This is a genomic window from Segatella copri (assembly GCF_003465495.1).
In the GTDB taxonomy this organism is placed as follows: Bacteria; Bacteroidota; Bacteroidia; order Bacteroidales; family Bacteroidaceae; genus Prevotella; species Prevotella copri_G.
The window spans coordinates 1-19,388 of sequence record NZ_QSAV01000018.1; the positions used below are offsets into that span (position 1 = coordinate 1).

At 45.3% G+C, this 19,388-nt stretch carries 22 protein-coding genes; 5 read left to right on the plus strand and 17 right to left on the minus strand.

From position 1 onward, the window contains the following. The first annotated feature begins 182 nt into the window (after nt 1-182). Nucleotides 183-281, plus strand: a complete 99-nt coding sequence (locus tag DWV53_RS15715; protein WP_153080643.1) for a smalltalk protein — start codon at nt 183-185, stop codon at nt 279-281. Nucleotides 282-315: 34 nt separating this feature from the next. Further along, nucleotides 316-852 (plus strand): HU family DNA-binding protein, encoded by a 537-nt coding sequence (locus DWV53_RS06820; RefSeq protein ID WP_118152560.1) that lies wholly within the window; start codon nt 316-318, stop codon nt 850-852. Nucleotides 853-997: 145 nt separating this feature from the next. Here the strand turns inward: DWV53_RS06820 and DWV53_RS06825 are convergent, their stop codons facing one another. From DWV53_RS06825 to DWV53_RS06870, 10 genes are all read right to left on the minus strand, one after another. After that, complete coding sequence (locus tag DWV53_RS06825) at nt 998-1,156, minus strand: DUF4295 domain-containing protein (RefSeq protein ID WP_006849046.1); 159 nt, start codon at nt 1,154-1,156, stop codon at nt 998-1,000. A 43-nt stretch (nt 1,157-1,199) separates the two neighbouring features. Next, nucleotides 1,200-1,388 carry a 50S ribosomal protein L33 gene (rpmG, locus tag DWV53_RS06830; RefSeq protein WP_006849045.1) on the minus strand — a complete coding sequence of 63 codons (189 nt, stop codon included), beginning with the start codon at nt 1,386-1,388 and terminating at the stop codon, nt 1,200-1,202. Nucleotides 1,389-1,393: 5 nt separating this feature from the next. After that, nucleotides 1,394-1,657, minus strand: coding sequence for a 50S ribosomal protein L28 (gene rpmB, locus DWV53_RS06835; RefSeq protein ID WP_006849044.1), 264 nt, complete (start codon nt 1,655-1,657; stop codon nt 1,394-1,396). Between the two features lie 147 nt (nt 1,658-1,804). Continuing rightward, nucleotides 1,805-2,317: a CinA family protein gene (locus DWV53_RS06840; protein ID WP_118152562.1), complete on the minus strand. Its 513-nt coding sequence runs from the start codon at nt 2,315-2,317 to the stop codon at nt 1,805-1,807. Nucleotides 2,318-2,330: 13 nt separating this feature from the next. Further along, entirely contained in the window at nt 2,331-3,356 is a 1,026-nt protein-coding gene (gene tsaD, locus DWV53_RS06845) for a tRNA (adenosine(37)-N6)-threonylcarbamoyltransferase complex transferase subunit TsaD (protein ID WP_006849042.1), read from the minus strand. A 16-nt stretch (nt 3,357-3,372) separates the two neighbouring features. After that, complete coding sequence (gene map / locus DWV53_RS06850) at nt 3,373-4,233, minus strand: type I methionyl aminopeptidase (protein ID WP_006849041.1); 861 nt, start codon at nt 4,231-4,233, stop codon at nt 3,373-3,375. 106 nt (nt 4,234-4,339) lie between these two features. Then, entirely contained in the window at nt 4,340-4,960 is a 621-nt protein-coding gene (locus DWV53_RS06855) for an HAD family hydrolase (protein WP_118152564.1), read from the minus strand. 35 nt (nt 4,961-4,995) lie between these two features. Then, the gene (gene metH / locus DWV53_RS06860) at nt 4,996-7,779 is read right to left on the minus strand and encodes a methionine synthase (protein ID WP_118152565.1); all 2,784 of its coding nucleotides are present in this window, start codon (nt 7,777-7,779) and stop codon (nt 4,996-4,998) included. A 3-nt stretch (nt 7,780-7,782) separates the two neighbouring features. Further along, complete coding sequence (smpB, locus tag DWV53_RS06865; protein WP_006849038.1) at nt 7,783-8,262, minus strand: SsrA-binding protein SmpB; 480 nt, start codon at nt 8,260-8,262, stop codon at nt 7,783-7,785. A 95-nt stretch (nt 8,263-8,357) separates the two neighbouring features. Further along, the gene (locus DWV53_RS06870; RefSeq protein WP_006849037.1) at nt 8,358-8,867 is read right to left on the minus strand and encodes a DMP19 family protein; all 510 of its coding nucleotides are present in this window, start codon (nt 8,865-8,867) and stop codon (nt 8,358-8,360) included. Between the two features lie 241 nt (nt 8,868-9,108). Here DWV53_RS06870 and DWV53_RS06875 point away from each other — a divergent pair, with 241 nt between their 5' ends. Both DWV53_RS06875 and DWV53_RS06880 read left to right on the plus strand, forming a co-directional pair. Next, the gene (locus DWV53_RS06875; protein ID WP_006849036.1) at nt 9,109-9,810 is read left to right on the plus strand and encodes an iron-sulfur cluster assembly scaffold protein; all 702 of its coding nucleotides are present in this window, start codon (nt 9,109-9,111) and stop codon (nt 9,808-9,810) included. Nucleotides 9,811-9,825: 15 nt separating this feature from the next. Next, nucleotides 9,826-10,839: a GGGtGRT protein gene (locus tag DWV53_RS06880; protein WP_118152567.1), complete on the plus strand. Its 1,014-nt coding sequence runs from the start codon at nt 9,826-9,828 to the stop codon at nt 10,837-10,839. A 197-nt stretch (nt 10,840-11,036) separates the two neighbouring features. Here DWV53_RS06880 and DWV53_RS06885 read toward each other — a convergent pair whose 3' ends face one another. The 5 genes from DWV53_RS06885 to DWV53_RS06905 all read right to left on the minus strand — a co-directional run bounded on the left by DWV53_RS06885 (nt 11,037) and on the right by DWV53_RS06905 (nt 15,035). Then, on the minus strand, nt 11,037-12,521 hold the full coding sequence (locus DWV53_RS06885) for an oligosaccharide flippase family protein (protein ID WP_147468752.1): 1,485 nt from the start codon (nt 12,519-12,521) through the stop codon (nt 11,037-11,039). An 89-nt stretch (nt 12,522-12,610) separates the two neighbouring features. Then, nucleotides 12,611-13,141 (minus strand): 30S ribosomal protein S16, encoded by a 531-nt coding sequence (locus DWV53_RS06890; RefSeq protein ID WP_022121818.1) that lies wholly within the window; start codon nt 13,139-13,141, stop codon nt 12,611-12,613. 139 nt (nt 13,142-13,280) lie between these two features. Then, entirely contained in the window at nt 13,281-13,748 is a 468-nt protein-coding gene (locus DWV53_RS06895) for a DUF4293 domain-containing protein (RefSeq protein ID WP_006849032.1), read from the minus strand. A 14-nt stretch (nt 13,749-13,762) separates the two neighbouring features. Beyond that, complete coding sequence (locus DWV53_RS06900) at nt 13,763-14,113, minus strand: DNA-directed RNA polymerase subunit omega (protein WP_006849031.1); 351 nt, start codon at nt 14,111-14,113, stop codon at nt 13,763-13,765. Between the two features lie 55 nt (nt 14,114-14,168). Next, the gene (locus DWV53_RS06905; RefSeq protein WP_118080054.1) at nt 14,169-15,035 is read right to left on the minus strand and encodes an outer membrane protein assembly factor BamD; all 867 of its coding nucleotides are present in this window, start codon (nt 15,033-15,035) and stop codon (nt 14,169-14,171) included. Between the two features lie 158 nt (nt 15,036-15,193). On the opposite strand from DWV53_RS06905, the gene uvrB reads away from it, so the two are divergent. Next, nucleotides 15,194-17,239, plus strand: coding sequence for an excinuclease ABC subunit UvrB (uvrB, locus tag DWV53_RS06910; RefSeq protein ID WP_117693657.1), 2,046 nt, complete (start codon nt 15,194-15,196; stop codon nt 17,237-17,239). Nucleotides 17,240-17,412: 173 nt separating this feature from the next. Here the strand turns inward: uvrB and DWV53_RS06915 are convergent, their stop codons facing one another. Next, nucleotides 17,413-18,000, minus strand: a complete 588-nt coding sequence (locus DWV53_RS06915; protein ID WP_006849028.1) for an IMPACT family protein — start codon at nt 17,998-18,000, stop codon at nt 17,413-17,415. After that, complete coding sequence (locus DWV53_RS06920) at nt 18,000-19,334, minus strand: DUF1015 domain-containing protein (protein ID WP_118152571.1); 1,335 nt, start codon at nt 19,332-19,334, stop codon at nt 18,000-18,002. Before DWV53_RS06920 ends, DWV53_RS06915 begins: the two co-directional genes overlap by 1 nt. Nucleotides 19,335-19,388 lie beyond the last annotated feature (54 nt).

Consider the following 19,388-nt stretch of genomic DNA (forward strand, 5'->3'; position numbering starts at 1 on the left):
ACTTCTTGATTTTCAATCAAAGTCCAAATTAGAGCGAGTTATTTTCTTTAACACAATATGGCAGAAATGTTAATGGAATTTCACATAACTCTGCAAGGTGATTTTTGGTGGTGTAGGAAAAATGTAGTACCTTTGCACCTGTAATCAAGAACATTATTAATCACTAAAAAAACTAGAAAATTATGAAGAAAGAAACTTGGAAACAGATTTTTCAGATTGTACTCACAATCTTGACGGCGCTCGGCACTACCCTCGGAGTAACATCATGCATGGGGGTATAAACTATTTTTCAATCACTTTAAAACAAAAAGAACTATGGCAACAAAAGGAACATTGAAGTATCGTAAAGTAACTCGCACTCCTCAGAGCGGACCTAACAAGAACAAGCAGATGTATTACGCAACTGCTGTAACTGACCGTGAGATGAACTTCGAGGAGTTTGTAACTCACATCTCGGAACACAACTCTCCTTACAGCCGTGGCACCGTACACGGCGTATTGATGGATACGCTCGACTGCCTGCAGGAGCTCATCCTCGATGGCAAGAGCGTACGTCTCTCCGACCTGGGTCTCTTCTCCATCGGTATGACATCACGTGCCGAGGATACCAAGGACAAGGTATCGGCAGCGAGCGTGGAGGGCGTACACCTCATCGTGCGTAACACCAAGACTTGGAGCAACGCTGAGCTGCGCAAGAAATGCCGCATAGAGGAGTATGACACCTACGGCAACACTACCGACGAGGGCTCTGTGCCGGGCGACGGCAAGGACAACGACGGAGGCGGCGGCTCTACCCCTAGCGGCGGCGACAGCGGCACTACCGCTCCTGACGGCGGCGATGGACTGGAGTAAGCTACGGCTAATAGAATAGATGTGGGGAGTTACCCCCAGCACCGACACACGAAAAAAGGTCGCTCCCCTAATTGGGTAGCGACCTTTATCTTTATATTTGAATTTTGATGTAATCTAAATTCAACGATGCTCATCTGCAAGGAAATTAATCCTTGAAGAAATCCTTAACAGCCTCGTTTGGTACCATCTTCTCATCGAAAACGTATGCACCAGTCTTAGGGCTCTTAACCATCTTGATAACCTTTGTATATGCGCGACCATCCATGTTACCTTCGTGGAGGGTAGCGACCGCTTTCTTTGCCATAGTCTATTTAAATTGATAAAATTATTAAACTTGTAAGCTAAGCTTACTTAATCTCCTTGTGAAGAGTCATCTTCTTAAGGATTGGGTTGTACTTCATCAACTCAAGACGCTCAGGAGTATTCTTACGATTCTTTGTAGTCACGTAACGGCTTGTACCTGGCATACCACTGTTCTTGTGTTCAGTGCACTCGAGGATAACCTGTACTCTATTACCTTTTGCTTTCTTTGCCATGATATTTATTCTCCTATAACTTTAATGTCCTTCCAATCTACGTAGCCCTTCTTTACTGCCTGATTCAAAGCAGCATCGAGACCTACCTTATTAATAAGACGAAGACCAGCAGCACTGATCTTGAGGCTGATCCAGCAACCCTCTTCTACATAGTAGAATTTCTTGCTGAAGAGGTTAACATCAAAGCTTCTCTTTGTACGGTGCTTTGAGTGAGACACATTGCAACCTAACTGTGCCTTCTTACCTGTAATTTGACAAATCTTAGACATTTCTATCTTTAATTTTGTAATTCGTTAATTGATACCTATTCCAAACAGAGTGCAAAATTACAAAATAATTTGGTAATAACAAAATAATCCCTAAAAGAACGCTGTCTTTTAAGGATTATTAATATTTGATAGCCTTAAATTAGCAATTTAAGCCTCTTTTTTAAGTTCTTCAGCATGTTCTTTCAAGAATTCGAGCATGCCTTTAAGCGCTGTATTTGTGGCAATTGCAAGGTTGATGTCGCGTCCGAAATCTTCGGTGAGTTTTACTACGCGAACATCGTTCTTATCGCCATAACCTACATAGATGGTACCCACAGGAATGGCTGGAGTTCCACCCGTTGGACCAGCCACACCCGTTGCTGAAATGGCGAAGTCTACATTCAGGGTCTTGATTGTGCCAAGCACCATCTCCCTAGCCACTTCTTCGCAAACGGCAGTCTGCTCCTCCAGAACCTCATGGCTCACGCCCAAAAGATTCTCCTTTACCTCGTTGGTGTAGCTTATTACACCACCCTTGAAGTAATTGCTGGCACCTGGCACAGAAATCAGCGCCTCGGCGATACGACCGCCTGTGCAGCTCTCTGCTGTGCCTACTGTCTTGTCACTATTGTAGAGCATCTCCTGGATGCCCTTGCTCAATATCTTTGTTTCAAATTCCATCTTGTTTTGTTAATTACTTAAATGTTACTTTACTATAGGCTGGCAAGTCGATGGTTGCAAACTCACCATCACGATACTTGAAGGTTCCCACGCAGCCTATCATCGCCGCATTATCGGTAGTATAGCTGAACTTAGGGATGTAGATAGTCCAGCCGAAGCGCTTGGCATGATCGTGGAAAGCGTTGCGCAAACCATTATTGGCACTCACACCTCCAGCTACAGCCACATGCTTGATGCCGGTCTGCTTGACAGCCATGCGGAGTTTCTTCATCAGAATATCAACGATGGTAAACTCTATGCTGGCAGCCAGATCGTACTTGTTCTTCTCTACAAAATCAGGATCAGCAGCCACCCATTTGCGCAGGCTGTAGAGGAAACTGGTTTTGAAACCGGAGAAACTGTAGTTCAAACCCGGAATATGAGGCTCAGAGAAACTGAAAGCCTTCGGATTGCCCTGGCGTGCATACTTATCTACGACAGGACCACCAGGATACCCCCACTCCAGCACCTTGGCGCACTTGTCAATAGCCTCGCCAGCCGCATCGTCGATGGTCTGTCCCAGTACTTCCATATCGTTGTAGGCATTCACCTTTACGATCTGCGAATTTCCACCGCTCACGAGAAGACAGATGAACGGGAATGGAGGTGCGCTCTGGTCATCATCGCTCTCCTTGATGAAATGAGCCATCACATGACCCTGCAGATGGTTTACATCTATCATCGGAATATTGAGCGAACGGGCGAATCCCTTGGCAAAGCTCACACCCACGAGAAGCGAGCCCATCAGACCCGGACCACGGGTGAAGGCTACGGCAGAAAGATCTTCCTTCTTGATGCCGGCACGCGCGATGGCCTGGTCAACGACAGGAACCACATTCTGCTGGTGGGCACGGGAAGCCAACTCCGGAACAACACCGCCGTAAGCTTTGTGAACCTCCTGAGAGGCGGTTACATTGCTCAGCAGCACACCATTCTTGAGCACTGCGGCAGAGGTATCGTCGCAGCTGCTCTCTATACCTAATATATATATATCCTTCATTTCTTAACATTTAACGTTAATATGTCAAAACCTCCACACCTGTCTCTGTCATCACAAGCGTGTGCTCCCACTGCGCAGATGGCTTCTCATCACCGGTGATTACTTCCCATCCGTATGGATCGTCGGCATCGAGGAATACCTGCCAGGTGCCCATGTTGATCATTGGCTCGATAGTGAACACCATGCCCGGAACGAGCAGCATGCCCGTGCCTCTATGACCATAGTGAAGAACCTCAGGCTCTTCATGGAACTGGCAACCTACGCCATGACCGCAAAGATCGCGAACCACACCATAACCATACTTCTTGCAATGCTTCTCGATAGCATGACCGATATCACCTACGAACGAGTATGGCTTGGCAACCTCCATACCGATTTCCAGGCATTCCTTGGCTACGCGAACCAGCTGCTCCTTTTCAGGAGTAGTCTTGCCGCCAACGATGAACATACGGCTGGCGTCAGCGTAATAGCCATCTACGATGGTTGTCATGTCCACATTGATGATATCGCCCTCTTCGAGCACATCCTCTTCCTTAGGAATACCATGGCAAACCACTTCGTTGATAGAGGTACAAACGCTCTTAGGATAGCCTTCGTAATTGAGACACGCAGGAATGGCATTATGATCCTTACAATACTGCATGCAGAGATCATCAATCTCCTGGGTGTTGATTCCCGGACGGATCATCTCTGCTACCGCATCAAGACAACCGGTGTTTACGACACCACTCTTGCGGATGCCTTCTATCTGTTCTGGAGTTTTAATCAAGTCACGGGTAGGAACAAGTTTACCCTTGTTTTCCCAAAACATTACCTGCTTGTCGAGCTCTGTAAGAGGCTGACCTGGCAAGCAATGCCATCTTTTCTTCTTAATCATTGTATTATGTATTTAATTAGCAACTGCAAAAGTACATTTTTTATTGCAGAGCACAAAATAAAATGGCAATTATTTGCATTTTAGTGCAAATAATCACCACAAATAATTACTTCAAATGCTCGTAAATCTTATCGCACCAGTCTTCGCCATTCTGCGGACAATAAGTAAACAGTCCCAGTTCAGAGGCTGCACAGCAGTTACGGGGACCATCATCAATAAACAGGCACTCCTCTGGCATAATCTTCTCCTGAGAAAGGACATAACGGAAGAAATTCTCATCCGGCTTCATATACTTTACTTCATAAGAACGATACATCGCATCGAAATAATCGCCGATAGGATGACCGTCGGCAGAGAAGGCCTCGCTGTCTACCCAAGCAGAAACATAAGGGTTGGTATTGCTGAGCAAGATTAAACGGTAGCCCTGCTTCTTAAGATTGCGGAGAGTAATCAGATTGCGTTCTGGAATTTCCTTCATGTAGCCCAGCCAGCAATGCTGCAGTTCCTCGAAGGTTACCTCGCGGCCAATCTTCTTGCACACTTCCCGACGGTATTCCTCCTCGGAAATCTTGCCCTCTTCCAGCTGGCCGTTTAAGCCAACCTGCTTATAAGGGTCCATCTTCTCCGCAAACTCCTTCATACCCAACTCAATGAAACGTTTGCCTGCCTCACTCTCGTCGAGGGTGATGATGACACCACCCATATCAAAAATCACAGTTTTAATCATATAATTATCCTAAAAACGTTGTATTCTTTATCTTGTCAGAACAGCTCCAGCTTGTTCTTTCTAGCCTCTGAGAGCGAGGCTATCTTTGCCTGCTCTTCATGATAGTTCTGGCGAAGTTTCTCGTAGCGTTCCTTCAGTTCCGCCTCAAACTTAGGGCATTCAGCCTCGTTGAGGAATCGGGCACAGATTCCGGCATTGAGCGATGCGTCCTTCACCCAGATGACCGGTCCGTCATATTCAGGTGCAATCTTCAGAGCCACATGCAGTTCGCTCGTCGTTGCCCCACCTACCATGATAGGAATGCGCAAACCAGCGTTCTGCATTTCTCGGGCCACATGAACCATTTCTTCAAGCGAAGGGGTGATAAGTCCACTCAAACCGATTGCATCTACCTTTTCATCGATAGCTTTCTGTACAATCTGTTCGGCTGGAACCATCACACCTAAGTCGATGATTTCGTAATTGTTACATGACATAACCACGCAGACGATGTTCTTTCCGATATCATGAACATCGCCCTTCACAGTTGCCATCAGAATCTTGCCGGCAGTTGTTGCTCCACCCTGTTTTTCTGCCTCAATATGAGGCTGAAGGATAGAAACTGCCGATTTCATCGTGCGAGCCGTCTTGACAACCTGCGGCAAGAACATTTCGCCTTTTCCAAAAAGTTCACCTACCAGGTTCATGCCGTCCATCAGAGGACCCTCAATAACGTTTACTGCATGAGGATATTTGGCAAGTGCTTCGTCAATATCCTGCTGCAGGAAATCGGTGATTCCCTTGCGCAGCGCATACTTCAGACGTTCTTCCACACTCTCCTGTCGCCATTCAGGAGCAGCCGGTTTCTTAGGAGCAACACCGCCTGCCTTAGCTGCAGCCTTGGCAGCATCAGCCTGGGCTTTTATCTCTGCCGCAAGCTCGATGAGTTCATCAGCTGCACCTTTTCTCCTATTCAGCACCACATCCTCGATGAGATGAAGCTGTTCTTCAGGAATTTTATTGTAATCCATTCTGGCTTTGGCATTTACAATACCAAAGTCCATACCTACCTGCTGGGCATGATGCAGGAAAACACAATGGATAGCCTCACGGATATAAGTATTGCCACGGAATGAGAACGAGAGGTTACTGACACCTCCGCTGACATGTGCGCCAGGCAGATTCTGATGAATCCACTCCGTTGCACGGATGAACTCAACGGCATAATTATCATGCTCTTCCATACCGGTAGCTATGGCAAGTACGTTCGGGTCGAAGATGATATCGAGCGGATTCATACCCAACTTGTCTACCAGAAGATGATAAGCACGTTCTGCTATCTCGATGCGGCGCTCGAAAGTGGTAGCCTGTCCTATTTCATCAAAACACATCACAACGACGGCTGCGCCATAGCGTAACACATCGCGGGCATGAGAAAGGAATACTTCCTCACCCTCCTTCAAACTGATGGAATTGACAATACACTTGCCCTGGCAGCACTTCAAGCCAGCCACTATGACGTCCCATTTGGAAGAGTCGATCATCACCGGAACCTTCGCAATATCTGGTTCGGCTGCAATCATATTCAGGAAGTTAACCATCTCGGCTTTCGCATCAAGCAAACCATCGTCCATATTCACGTCAACGACAGCTGCTCCATCAGCCACTTGCTTTCTGGCAATACCGATGGCTTCTTCATAATTCTTTTCGTTAATCAAACGCAGGAACTTCCTGCTACCTGCTACGTTACAGCGTTCGCCCACATTGACGAATCGGCTGGCGTCAACCGGCAAATGTACGGAATCATCGACCTGCAGAAAATCTAATCCCGAGAGCCACATATACTTAGGTTTCTCCACCACTTGATGCGGCTTCTTACCCTCAGCGATACGGGCGTAATGTGCGATGAATTCAGGACTTGTACCGCAGCATCCGCCAATGATGTTCACGATACCTTCATCGATGAATTCGGCTATTTGCGGAGCCATCGATTCGGCAGTCTCGTCATATTCGCCCATTTCGTTAGGCAAACCAGCATTAGGATGCGCACTAATATAATAAGGTGCAACCTGAGCCATGTGCTCGATGAAAGGTTTCATCTGAGGAGCACCAAAGGCGCAGTTCATGCCGACAGAGAAGATAGGATAAGGAGAAAGCGAAGCCAGGAAAGCATCTACAGTCTGACCGCTGAGCGTTCTGCCCGCCAGATCACTTACCGTAAGACTGATCATGACAGGCAACTCTACTCCATGTTTCTTCATCATGGTGAGCGCTGCATCTATCATCGCCTTGCAGTTGAGTGTATCAAAGATGGTTTCGATGAGAATCACGTCAGCACCGCCTTCGATAAGTCCGTCCACCTGTTCGCATACATCGGTGAAAAGCTCATCGTAGGTAATCTCGCGGGCGGCAGGATTGCTGACGTCCGGACTCATGGAGCAAGTCTTGTTGGTTGGTCCCACATCTCCTGCAACGAAGCGTGGCTTATCAGGCGTAGAAAACTTATCGCATTCGATACGTGCCAGTCGGGCACCCTCGAATGCCATTTCGCGGGCACAGTTCTCCAGGTGATAATCAGCCTGCGAAATGCGCTGGCACGAAAAAGTATTCGCGGTAATAATATCGGCGCCAGCCTCCAGGTAGCGTCGGTAAATATCAGATATCACATCAGGACGAGTAATGTTGAGCATGTCGTTGTTGCCTTTCATCATACCCGGCAAATCGCGGAACCGCTCTCCTCTGAAGTCTTCTTCTGTAAGATTATACTTCTGAATCTCAGTACCCATGGCACCATCGAGAATCAGAATTTTCTCCTTTACAATCTCTCTTAAATTCTTCATTGTCTAAAAGTGCTTGATTGCTCTATCCATCTCTCTTCTGTCTTCCTTTTCTTTCAGAGTCTGGCGCTTGTCATACTCCTTCTTTCCCTTACAGAGGGCAATATCCACCTTGGCTCTACCGTGATTATCGATAAAGATGAGGGTTGGAACAATGGTGAAACCAGGCTGCTTGCTGTCCTCTTCAAGACGGCGCAATTCGCGCTTGGTGAGAAGAAGCTTGCGGTCGCGGCGAGCCTCATGATTGCTGAAAGAACCATAAAAATAAGGAGAGATGTTCATTCCCTTGACCCAAAGTTCGCCCTGATAGAAATCGCAATAACAATCTACCAGCGAAGCCTTTCCGCCACGGATTGACTTAATCTCTGTACCCGTAAGCACAATGCCTGCGGTATATGTGTCAACGAAGAAGTACTCGAACGAAGCCTTCTTGTTGCGTATCTGTATCGGACTCTTCTTACGGAGTTCCTGTTCTTGCTTGTTCATATATATATAATAATGTATTATAAGTTTATAGTTTAAAGTTTATAGTTTATAGGGCAAGCCTGCTATACGGCGAAGCCGCTATTAACTATCAACTATTAACTTTTGACAATTTCGCAGAAATTGTCGATATGATCATCGATGTAGAAGGCAACCTTGCTGGTCCACTCTTCTTCGTTCTCAACGAACTCATCGTCAAAATCATCAAACTCAGGAAATTTTTCGTAGAGCGCCATAAACTCCTCATCGGTCAGATCGCGCTCAATCTCCTCATGGTTTGTTTTATACAGGAAATGACTCTTTTTGATGAGTTTGGCGAGTTCTGTCAATCCCCAGTTTTTAAACGCCTTGTCGGTTGGGTTCTTCCAGAGGAAAGCACCGTAACCGTTATGTATGAGCTGAACCATTCCGCCATCCATCATCTCCTCATGTAGGATATCCCAAGCCAGAAGAGTAATCTGGTCGCTGTTGAGCTGCGCCATGGTTTCGGCAGTCAGTTCACCACCAATCGCTTCGCGGATAGCGTCCACGAAAGCCTTTACAAATTCATCCATGCCCGCCTCGGCAGCATGCTGAAGCTTGGCATCGTTTATCTTTACTTCGATCATAATCTACAAAATTGCAATTTTCAGTTTGCAAAGATACATGAAATTGTGCATAAACCCAAGAAAAAATCTAAATATTAGGTTAAAGAGTTAAAAAGAATACCCAATTTTAGGTATTTTCCGGATTTTTTTTGTACTTTTGTGCTCGGAATTGAGGTGATGGCACCGATGTTTCAGCAAAACAATATGAATTAAGTACAGAACTTTATACTTATAATATTCATTAATATAAAATTTAGCGAATATGATCTATTCTAAAGAAGTAGACAACATGTGCGTTGTCGCTAAGGGTCCTAACCACGGACCAGCTCCAATTCCTGAAGAGGGAAAATGGATTCAGGCAAAAGAGATCAAAGACATCTCTGGTTATACTCACGGTGTGGGTTGGTGTGCTCCTCAGCAGGGTGCTTGCAAGCTCTCTTTGAACATCAAGGAAGGCGTTATTCAGGAGGCTCTTGTTGAGACTATCGGTTGTACTGGTATGACTCACTCAGCTGCTATGGCTTCTGAGATTCTCCCAGGCAAGACTATTCTTGAGGCTTTGAACACTGACCTCGTATGCGATGCTATCAATACAGCTATGCGCGAGCTCTTCCTCCAGATTGTTTACGGTCGTAGCCAGAGCGCTTTCTCTGAGGGCGGTCTCGTTATCGGTGCAGGTCTTGAGGACTTGGGTAAGGGTCTTCGTTCACAGACTGGTACTCTCTATGGTACTGTAGCTAAGGGTACACGTTACCTCGAGTTGACAGAGGGTTACATCACAAAGCAGTTCCTCGATAAGGACAGCCAGGTTTGTGGTTATGAGTATGTTCACCTCGGCAAGATGATGGAAGCTATCAAGAACGGTATGGACGCTAACGAGGCTGTCAAGAAGTTCACAGGTAGCTACGGTCGTACAACTGCTGAGCAGGGTGTTGTTAAAGCAATTGATCCACGTAAAGAATAATAAGGAGATACAGATATGATTAGAAAAGTAAGTTACGAAAGTCAGGAACGTCGCGAGAAGCAGGTTCTTGCTGCTCTTAATGCTAACGGTATTCAGAGCTTGGAAGAGGCTAATCAAATCTGCGAGGACGCAGGTGTTGACCCTTATCAGATGTGTGAAGATACTCAGCGTATCTGCTTCGAGAACGCTAAGTGGGCGTATGTAGCTGGTGCTGCTATCGCTATCAAGAAAGGTGCTAAGACTGCTGCTGACGCAGCTGAGGCTATCGGTATCGGTTTGCAGGCTTTCTGCATCCCAGGTTCTGTAGCTGACGACCGTAAGGTTGGTCTCGGTCACGGTAACTTGGCTGCTCGTTTGCTCCGTGAGGAGACTCAGTGCTTCGCTTTCTTGGCTGGTCACGAGTCTTTCGCTGCTGCTGAGGGTGCTATCAAGATTGCTGAGATGGCAAACAAGGTTCGCAAGAACCCATTGCGCGTTATCTTGAACGGTCTTGGTAAGGATGCTGCTCAGATCATCAGCCGCATCAACGGTTTCACATACGTACAGACAAAGTTCGACTACTATACAGGTGAGTTGAAGGTTGTTAACCGCATCGCTTACAGCGACGGTCCACGTGCTAAGGTTAACTGCTATGGCGCTGACGACGTTCGCGAGGGTGTTGCTATCAACTGGAGCGAGGATGTAGACGTATCTATCACAGGTAACTCTACAAACCCTACACGTTTCCAGCACCCAGTAGCTGGTACATACAAGAAGGAGCGTGTGGCTGCTGGTAAGCCATACTTCTCAGTAGCTTCTGGTGGTGGTACAGGCCGTACTTTGCACCCAGATAACATGGCTGCAGGTCCTGCTTCTTACGGCATGACTGATACTATGGGTCGTATGCACTCAGACGCTCAGTTCGCAGGTTCTTCTTCAGTTCCTGCTCACGTAGAGATGATGGGCTTCCTCGGTATGGGTAACAACCCTATGGTAGGTGCTACTGTTGCTATCGCTGTAGCTATCGACCTCGCTATCAACAAGAAGTAATTTCTTTGAGATACAAAAAAACATATAAAAGCCTTGAGAATCAACTGATTCTCAAGGCTTTTTCTTTATTTATCCTACTGGAATAATCTTTATATCTTACTGGAATAAAAAAATATCTCCGAAAGATATTTTTTTATCTTTCAGAGATATTCTTTTATCTTACGGAGAAAATAATTTATCCTACAGTATTTCTATTTTTATCTAACCAGTTTTCGAATTTTCCTAAAACTAAACGATGTGCTCATAAGTGCAATGATTACGCCAATCAGCCAGTAAAGCCAATCACGATAACTGATCATGAAAACCAGGAACAACATCAAGAGCAGAATCAGAAGTTGAAAGATACAGAATCTGAAACCAAGAGCGGATAAACGATAACCATAAACGGCTCTGCTGAAAGCCAATACTGCTAAGGTCTCTATGGCATAAGCAACGGCAATACCCCCTCCTACTCCTCTCAATCCATCTAACTGATAACCAGCTATTTCACAGATTATCAGCAAGATTACACAAAAACTTTCCTGAATGAGAAAAAGTTTGGAATCTCCCCTTGACAGCGGGAGATATTCTATTGGAAGATAAACCGCCTTGAACAACATGGCAACAGCAGCAAGCTGAGTCATCTGGAGCATCCCCATAAACTGGGCATTGTATAATATCGGAATAATGAGAGGCAGACCTAAAATGATAGCTGCAACGATAGGCCCCAGCAACAGGACATTCATTTCAAGCTGGCGGTTCACACAGAGATTGCGCTCTTTAACAGACTCCTCGTTTTTTCTGGAACCCGAAATGCCGGAGAGACGGGGATAAAAATCCTGATCCATGACCGAGAACACCATTCCCGCATAAACAAAGACAATCGTTATACCGGCATTGAAAAGTCCGACAACTTCCAGATCGCCTTGTTGGTTCAAAAAGGCACGAATCAGAAATTCGCATCCGCTATTCATCAAACCCGAAAGTACAAATGCCCCGCCAAGTCGCAAAAGTGGGAAACCTGCAACTAGCGTCATTTTTCGCATATTTACGCCCCACCGTACAACTCGTCGGGAATATCGAAAATTCAGAGCCCATTGCATAAATGCCAAAATAAACAGAACGGGCAGAATACCTCTCTCACCAAATATCCAATAAACCGGAACCGAAACCAAAAGCAGAAGAATAGCCAGAAGACTTGCCTGCATCGCCAACGCACGCAACTGTCCGGTAGCTTTCAGAATGGCTGTTTCACCTCCAGCCAGAATCGTGAAGAAAATGGTTGGTGCCAGGAGAATGAAATGTAGCGTATGATTGCCCCAGGAAAAAGTAAACCCATTGAGTAACGGACCCAGCAGCACACAGACGATGGCTCCGAAAAATGCAGCAAGCAGACTATAGGTGCGGACAAGAAGAACCGCCCCGGCGATATCAGCCTTTTCAGACTGCGATTCATCTGCAGCATGTTCCTTTTCAGAAATAAATTTAACACCACTTGCGGGAATACCGAAATTACATGCAGAACTGAGAACAGAAATCGTTGAGCTAAAAAGAGACAGCAGTCCCATTCCAGAAGGTCCGAGGAAGAGCGCCGTAAATTTATTGCGCAAAACTCCTACAAGAATTCCCAATCCTTGCACACTGCCAAACAATCCTGTATATTTCAGAATATGCGAATAACTATTTTCCTTTTTATCACCCATAATCAAAAGAAACAAAAAAAGGTTGGATTTCCCGAAAGAGAAATTCAACCTTTATACTTTAAAATCTCAAAAGAAGATTCTGTCGAAGATTAAGCCTCAGCTGGAGCCTCCTCTGCAGGAGCTTCCTCAGCAGCCTTAGCCTCTGCCTCAGCAGCAGCTGCAGCAGCCTTCTTGTCAGCTACCTTCTTAGCGATTGCCTCGTTCATCTTCTTCTCAGCCTCGAGCTCCTTAGCAGCAGCTTCCTTCTTTGCCTTAGCATCGCCCTCGCGAACAGCAGAAATCTTAGCGTCCTTGCTATTCTTCCAAGCGTCGAAACGCTTCTGAGCCTCAGCATCGTCGAATGCGCCCTTCTTAACGCCACCCTTGAGGTGCTTCATCAAGTAAACGCCCTCGCCCTTGAGGATGTTGCGAACTGTGTCTGTTGGCTGTGCACCAGTCTCTACCCAGTAGAGTGCGCGCTCGAAATTCAAATCTACAGTAGCTGGATTGGTGTTAGGGTTGAAAGTACCAATCTTCTCAGTAAATTTACCATCACGTGGTGCTCTAACGTCAGCGATTACGATGCTGTAGAAAGCATAGCTCTTACGACCGCCGCGCTGCAATCTGATTTTTGTTGCCATTTTTAAATCTTAATTTTAATTTAATTTATAATGAGGTTTGAATTTTATGCTGCCATCTCGTGACAGCGGGTGCAAAATTACTACTTTTATTTGAATTGAGCAAACTTTTATCGATATTCAAATACTTTTTTAGCATTTTTTATCTGATTCGGTCTGCTGCTCTCAAGAGTTTGATGTCATCGTTCACACCTTTCATTGCCATCCATTCGAATATGATTGCTACCAAAGGAAGGCAAGCGGCAAACTGAAACTTCATCGTTCCTTCTGCTTCAGGAACAGGAATCAAGCCCATGAACATCACGATATAATCTACATACCATAAACCTGCAAAAAGCATGGCAAGTGAACAGAGTGATTTCTGAAGCTTCAGATTCTTGTACAAAAAGATGTTTACCAATGCTATGATGGCTGAAACGGCGAGCAGAAGGAACAGAGGAACGCAAGTAGTTGAAATCTGCATTCCTGCCTCCCCTACCACTCCGAGGTTATAAACCATAGTGTCTCCTCCCATCGTCTTAGCTGCGATGCTGGCGATAGGAAGGAAAAGACAGATAGCAATGGCGATGACAGCAAAGAGCAGAAATAATGTCTGTTTACGCTGTATCATATAGCTCTGGAATATTAAATTTCGCTCTCGTGAACCATTGGTGCAGATGTCTTGGTAGGATCGCGCCAATAAATATTATTCTCAATAAACTCTTCTGTAGCGAGCAAAGTTGGCTTTGGCAACTTCTCGTAGTAGCGAGAGATTTCAATCTGTTCGCGGTTCTCAAAAACTTCCTCCAAAGAATCGTTATAAGAAGCAAACTCCTGAAGTTTCTTGCTCAACTCCTGCTTGATTTCGATAGAAATCTGATTAGCGCGCTTTGCAATGATAGCTACGCTCTCGTAGATATTATGGGTATCATCGCAGAGATCCATAATGTTGCGAGTTACTGTGTTTACTGGTGCCTTTGATTTTTTGAAATCCATAATTATAGTACTATTATTATTATATTGTTTTTACCTTATTATATATATGCTTTTTTTAATTGGCATTATTGCCAAGCTGGTCGAGAGCTGACTCCGGATGCTCTTTCTCGTACTGCTTGCATTTCTCAATATACTTCTCGGCAAGTGCACGGTCCTTTGAATCAGGATATTCGTTGATAAAGCCATAACACTCATCCTCAGCATCCTGATAGCGCTCCAGCTGCTTTTTCTCGACACTCATCTTTGCCAGTTCGTATTTACCTTTCATGATGAGCGATGCAAACTCCTCGCGTCGGTTGCTGTAAGGATAATCCTTAAGCGCATTCTGTGCAGTTACGATACAAGCCTCATAATTGTTGCCTCCGCTGGTACAGTTGCCGAAATAGGTGCCCATATCAAAATAGAGCTTGGCACTCTTATACTCCTTCTCAACCAAGAGGTCCTGAAGAGCAAAAAGGCGGTTTGTAGCCTGCTGCTTGAGTCGGGCATCTGGATAAAGATCCAGAAACTCCTGAAAGGCTGCGATGGCAGTAATCGTGGTACTCTGGTCAAGACGAGGCTCTGGAGCATTCTGATACAGACTCTCTCCTACAAAGTACTTTGCATTTTCAGCAAACTTACCTTTAGGATAAGAAGAGTAATATTTCTTGAAATACTCTGCAGCAGTCTCATAATCCTTCATACCATACTCGGCCATAGCCAGCATGTACAAACATTCCTCACCCTCGGTAGAACCTTTCTTCATCGTTACCAGTTCCTGCAAAAGAGGAATGGCACGGGAATACTTGCCCTGGGCATAGCTCTGCTTGGCGTACTCATACTTATAAGTATAATCGCCTGATTTAAATACCTGGTTATATTCGTGGGCACAGCTCGACAAGAGCAATGCAACACACGATGCAATAAGAGTCAATTTTTTCATAATTCTCATTTTGAACTGCAAAGTTACTCATAATTTACTTATTATCAAAAGAAAAGATACATTTTTTCGTAAAAAATTAATCTTTATAACGATTAATGGCGTTTTTTTTGTAATTTTGCACCTTGAAACAGAACTTTTGAGAAGAAATCAGGAAGAAAATGGATTTTAAGATTACATCAAAATATAAGCCGACTGGCGACCAGCCGCAAGCCATCAGGCAACTCACAGAGGGGGTGCTTGAAGGAGACCCTGCACAGGTGTTGTTGGGTGTAACCGGCTCGGGTAAAACCTTTACGGTGGCAAACGTGATTGCCAACGTGGGGAAGCCTACGCTCATCTTGAGCCACAACAAGACTCTTGCAGCCCAACTGTATCAGGAGATGAAGGGTTTCTTCCCTGAGAACGCTGTAGAATATTATGTTTCATACTACGACTATTATCAGCCGGAAGCTTATCTGCCTACAACAGATACATATATAGAAAAAGACCTCGCCATCAATGATGAAATAGACAAGTTGCGACTCGGTGCTGTTTCTGCCCTTCTCTCGGGCAGAAAGGATGTCATCGTTGTCTCATCCGTATCGTGCATCTATGGTATGGGCGGACCTGTGGCGATGCAGGAGAACATCATCAAGATTCATCGCGGGCAGCGACTCGACAGAAATGAATTTCTGAGGAAACTCGTTGATGCACTTTACGTTAGAAATGACATAGAACTGCAACGTGGCAACTTTAGAGTGAAAGGCGAAACGGTTGACATCTTTATGGCTTACAGCGATCATGTTTTGCGCGTAACATGGTGGGACGATGAGATTGACAGTATCGAAGAAGTGGATTCGCTCACTTATCACCGCCTTGCCTCGTTCGAAGATTACGAGATTTATCCAGCCAACCTTTTCGTAACAACAAAAGAACAGCAGGAAAGTGCCATTCGCAGAATTCAGGACGACCTGGTTAAACAGGTAGAATTCTTCAAGAGTATTGGAGATGGAATCAAAGCACAGCGCATCAAGGAACGTGTAGAATATGATATGGAAATGATCAAGGAATTGGGCCACTGTTCGGGCATCGAGAACTATTCCCGTTATTTCGATGGCAGACACGAAGGCGAACGCCCGTATTGCCTGCTCGATTTCTTCCCTAAAGATTTCCTGCTTGTGGTTGATGAGAGCCATGTGAGCATCCCGCAGATTGGAGCCATGTATGGAGGCGACCGGGCACGAAAGAAGAACCTGGTAGAATATGGTTTCCGCTTGCCTGCAGCCTTCGATAACCGTCCGCTGAAATTCGAGGAATTTCATGATCTCATTCCGCAGGCCATCTACGTAAGTGCAACTCCGGCAGACTATGAATTGAGAGAAGCCGAAGGCGTGGTTGTAGAACAGTTGATTCGTCCTACAGGACTCCTGGACCCGGAAATCGAAGTCCGTCCAAGTGAGAATCAGATAGATGATCTTCTGGACGAAATATTAACAAGAACACACCGCAACGAGCGAGTTCTGATTACGACTCTTACAAAGCGCATGGCAGAAGAACTCACCGAGTTCCTGCTCAACCACAACGTAAAGGCTGCCTATATCCACAGTGATGTGGCAACCTTAGACCGAGTAAAGATCATGAACGATCTCCGTGCAGGAGTATACGATGTACTGGTGGGCGTCAACCTGTTACGAGAAGGACTCGACTTGCCGGAAGTTTCGCTCGTAGCTATTCTCGATGCAGACAAGGAAGGCTTCCTTCGCAGTCACCGTTCTCTGACCCAGACGGCAGGCCGTGCTGCCCGAAACGTGAACGGAAAGGTAATCATGTATGCAGACAACATCACAGACAGCATGCAGAAAACAATAGATGAAACTGCTCGCCGCCGAAGCATCCAGTTGAAATACAATGCCGACCATGGCATTACTCCAAAACAGATTGTGAAAGCAATAACCTCAGCTCTGCCTACCAGCAAGGAAGAAGGAGCAAAGATTGTTCCGATGGGAGCCGAGGGTTCCAAGCCTCGCGTTTACGTGGAACCGGAAAGTGCAGCCTTCGTTGCCGACCCTATTGTGCGCAGTATGAGCAAGGAAGAATTGGAGAAGAGCATTGCCAATACTACGGCATTGATGAAGCAAGCTGCCAAAGACCTCGACTTCATGCAAGCTGCCCAATATCGCGATGAAATCATCCGATTGCAGAAGGAATTGGAAGAAAAGGGATAAATTCAAAAGAAATAACCATCAAAAAGAGGGTGTATCATAAATTAATGATTCACCCTCTTTTTGTTGGAATATTACTGATATGTTGTTGAAATATTACAGATATGTTATCCAGGCTTATGACACACCCTCTTTTTATTTACCCAGCAGTTATTCATCTGTCTGTCAGTTATCTGCTATTCAAACGACAGCTTTTTCAGACGGGAACGTAACTGCTCAGCCTCGCTCTTTCTGATAGAGAGTTTGATACTGCAAGTATTATCGAAAGTCTGATCCAGGATACGCGGATTCATATCTTTGACTATCCTCATCACATCATTCATCATCGGATAAGTAAAATCATAGGTTACTATTTCCTCTATCTGTTGCGTAACCTCCTCACAATGAGCCAAAGCATCAATGGCAGCTTCACGATAAGCAACTATGAGTCCGCTGGTTCCCAATTTCACTCCTCCGAAATATCGGATGACGACAATTAAAATATCCGTCAATTCTGATTTCGTGATTTGACCGAGGATTGGTTTTCCTGCCGTAGAAGAAGGTTCGCCATCATCATTGGCACGGAACTCTGTCCGTTCAGGACCTAGCATATATGCATAACAACAATGTCGGGCATCGTAATATTTCTTACGGTACCCGGCAACAATTTCCTTCACCTCGTCAACAGTTGTAACATGGTGAGCAAAGGCGAGAAACTTACTCCTTTTCTCGGTGTAATATCCCTCGCCTATCGTATCTGATATAGTCTTAAATTCGTCTATCATTAATCCAACTTGTGAATAATCAAACCGCTACGCAACTTAGGTTCAAACCATGTTGCCTTAGGTGGCATAATCTTACCACTGTCAGCGATATCCATAATCTGCTGCATAGTAACCGGATGCAAAGCAAGTGCCATCTTCATCTCACCGCTATCCACACGACGTTTCAACTCACCGAGACCGCGAAGACCGCCCACAAAATCGATGCGCTTATCAGAACGTAAATCCTTGATACCCAGAATTTCATCAAGAATCAGACGAGATGAAATATCCACATCGAGCACGCCGATAGGATCTGCATCGTCGTAAGTTCCTGGCTTGGCAAACAAACCGTACCATTTACCGTCCAGATAGAGGAGGAAAGAATGGAGAGCTGCTGGTTTCAGAATATCCAAGCCAAACTGGCTGATAGCATCATCAATAGCCATCTTTTCATAGCAAGGTATGCCCTCTTCATCACCAGATACATTCACATTGATTGCATCAATATCTATCACCTCGAAATTCTTTGTCAAAGCATCGAGGAACTGATCAGAAGTCAGACCGTTCAAATCCTTCACAACTCGGTTATAATCGAGAATAGTAAGCTGACTTGCCTGGAAACAAACTGCCATAAAGTAGTTATATTCCTCTTTACCTGTATGATTAGGATTCTGCTTAGCTTTTTCTGCACCTACCAAAGCTGCTGCTGCAGAACGGTGATGACCGTCAGCAATATAAAGGCTAGGCATCTTGGCAAATTCCGCTGTAATTGTGGCAATATCCTGATCATCGCTTACAACCCAGAACTGATGACGGAAGCCATCAATTGGAGCAATGAAATCATACTCCGGCGTTGTTGCTGCATAACGCATCAGGAGTTCGTTAAGCACATCATTATTAGGATAAGCGAAGAATACTGGTTCGATATTGGCATTGCATACACGCACATGCTTCATACGGTCTTCTTCCTTATCGCGGCGTGTCAGCTCATGTTTCTTGATGACACCCGTCATATAGTCGTTTACATACGCACCTACCACAAGACCATACTGAGTCTTGCCGTTCATCGTCTGTGCATAGATATAATACTGTTCCTTATCATCCTGTTTTAACCAGCCATTCTCCTGGAACTTTCTGAAGTTCTCGGCAGCGCTTTCATAAACGCGAGGATCGTACTCAGAAGTTCCTGGTTCGAAATTGATTTCAGGTTTAATAATATGATAAAGGCTCTTCTCGTTATCGCCTGCCTCGGCACGAGCTTCCTCAGAATTGAGAACATCGTAAGGACGAGACTCAACTTGCTCGACGAGATTTTTAGGAGGTCTTACTCCCTTAAAAGGTTTTACTATTGCCATAATATTTCTTTTAAATTGACTAGTTTAATAAAAACATGAAAAGCCCATCAAGAG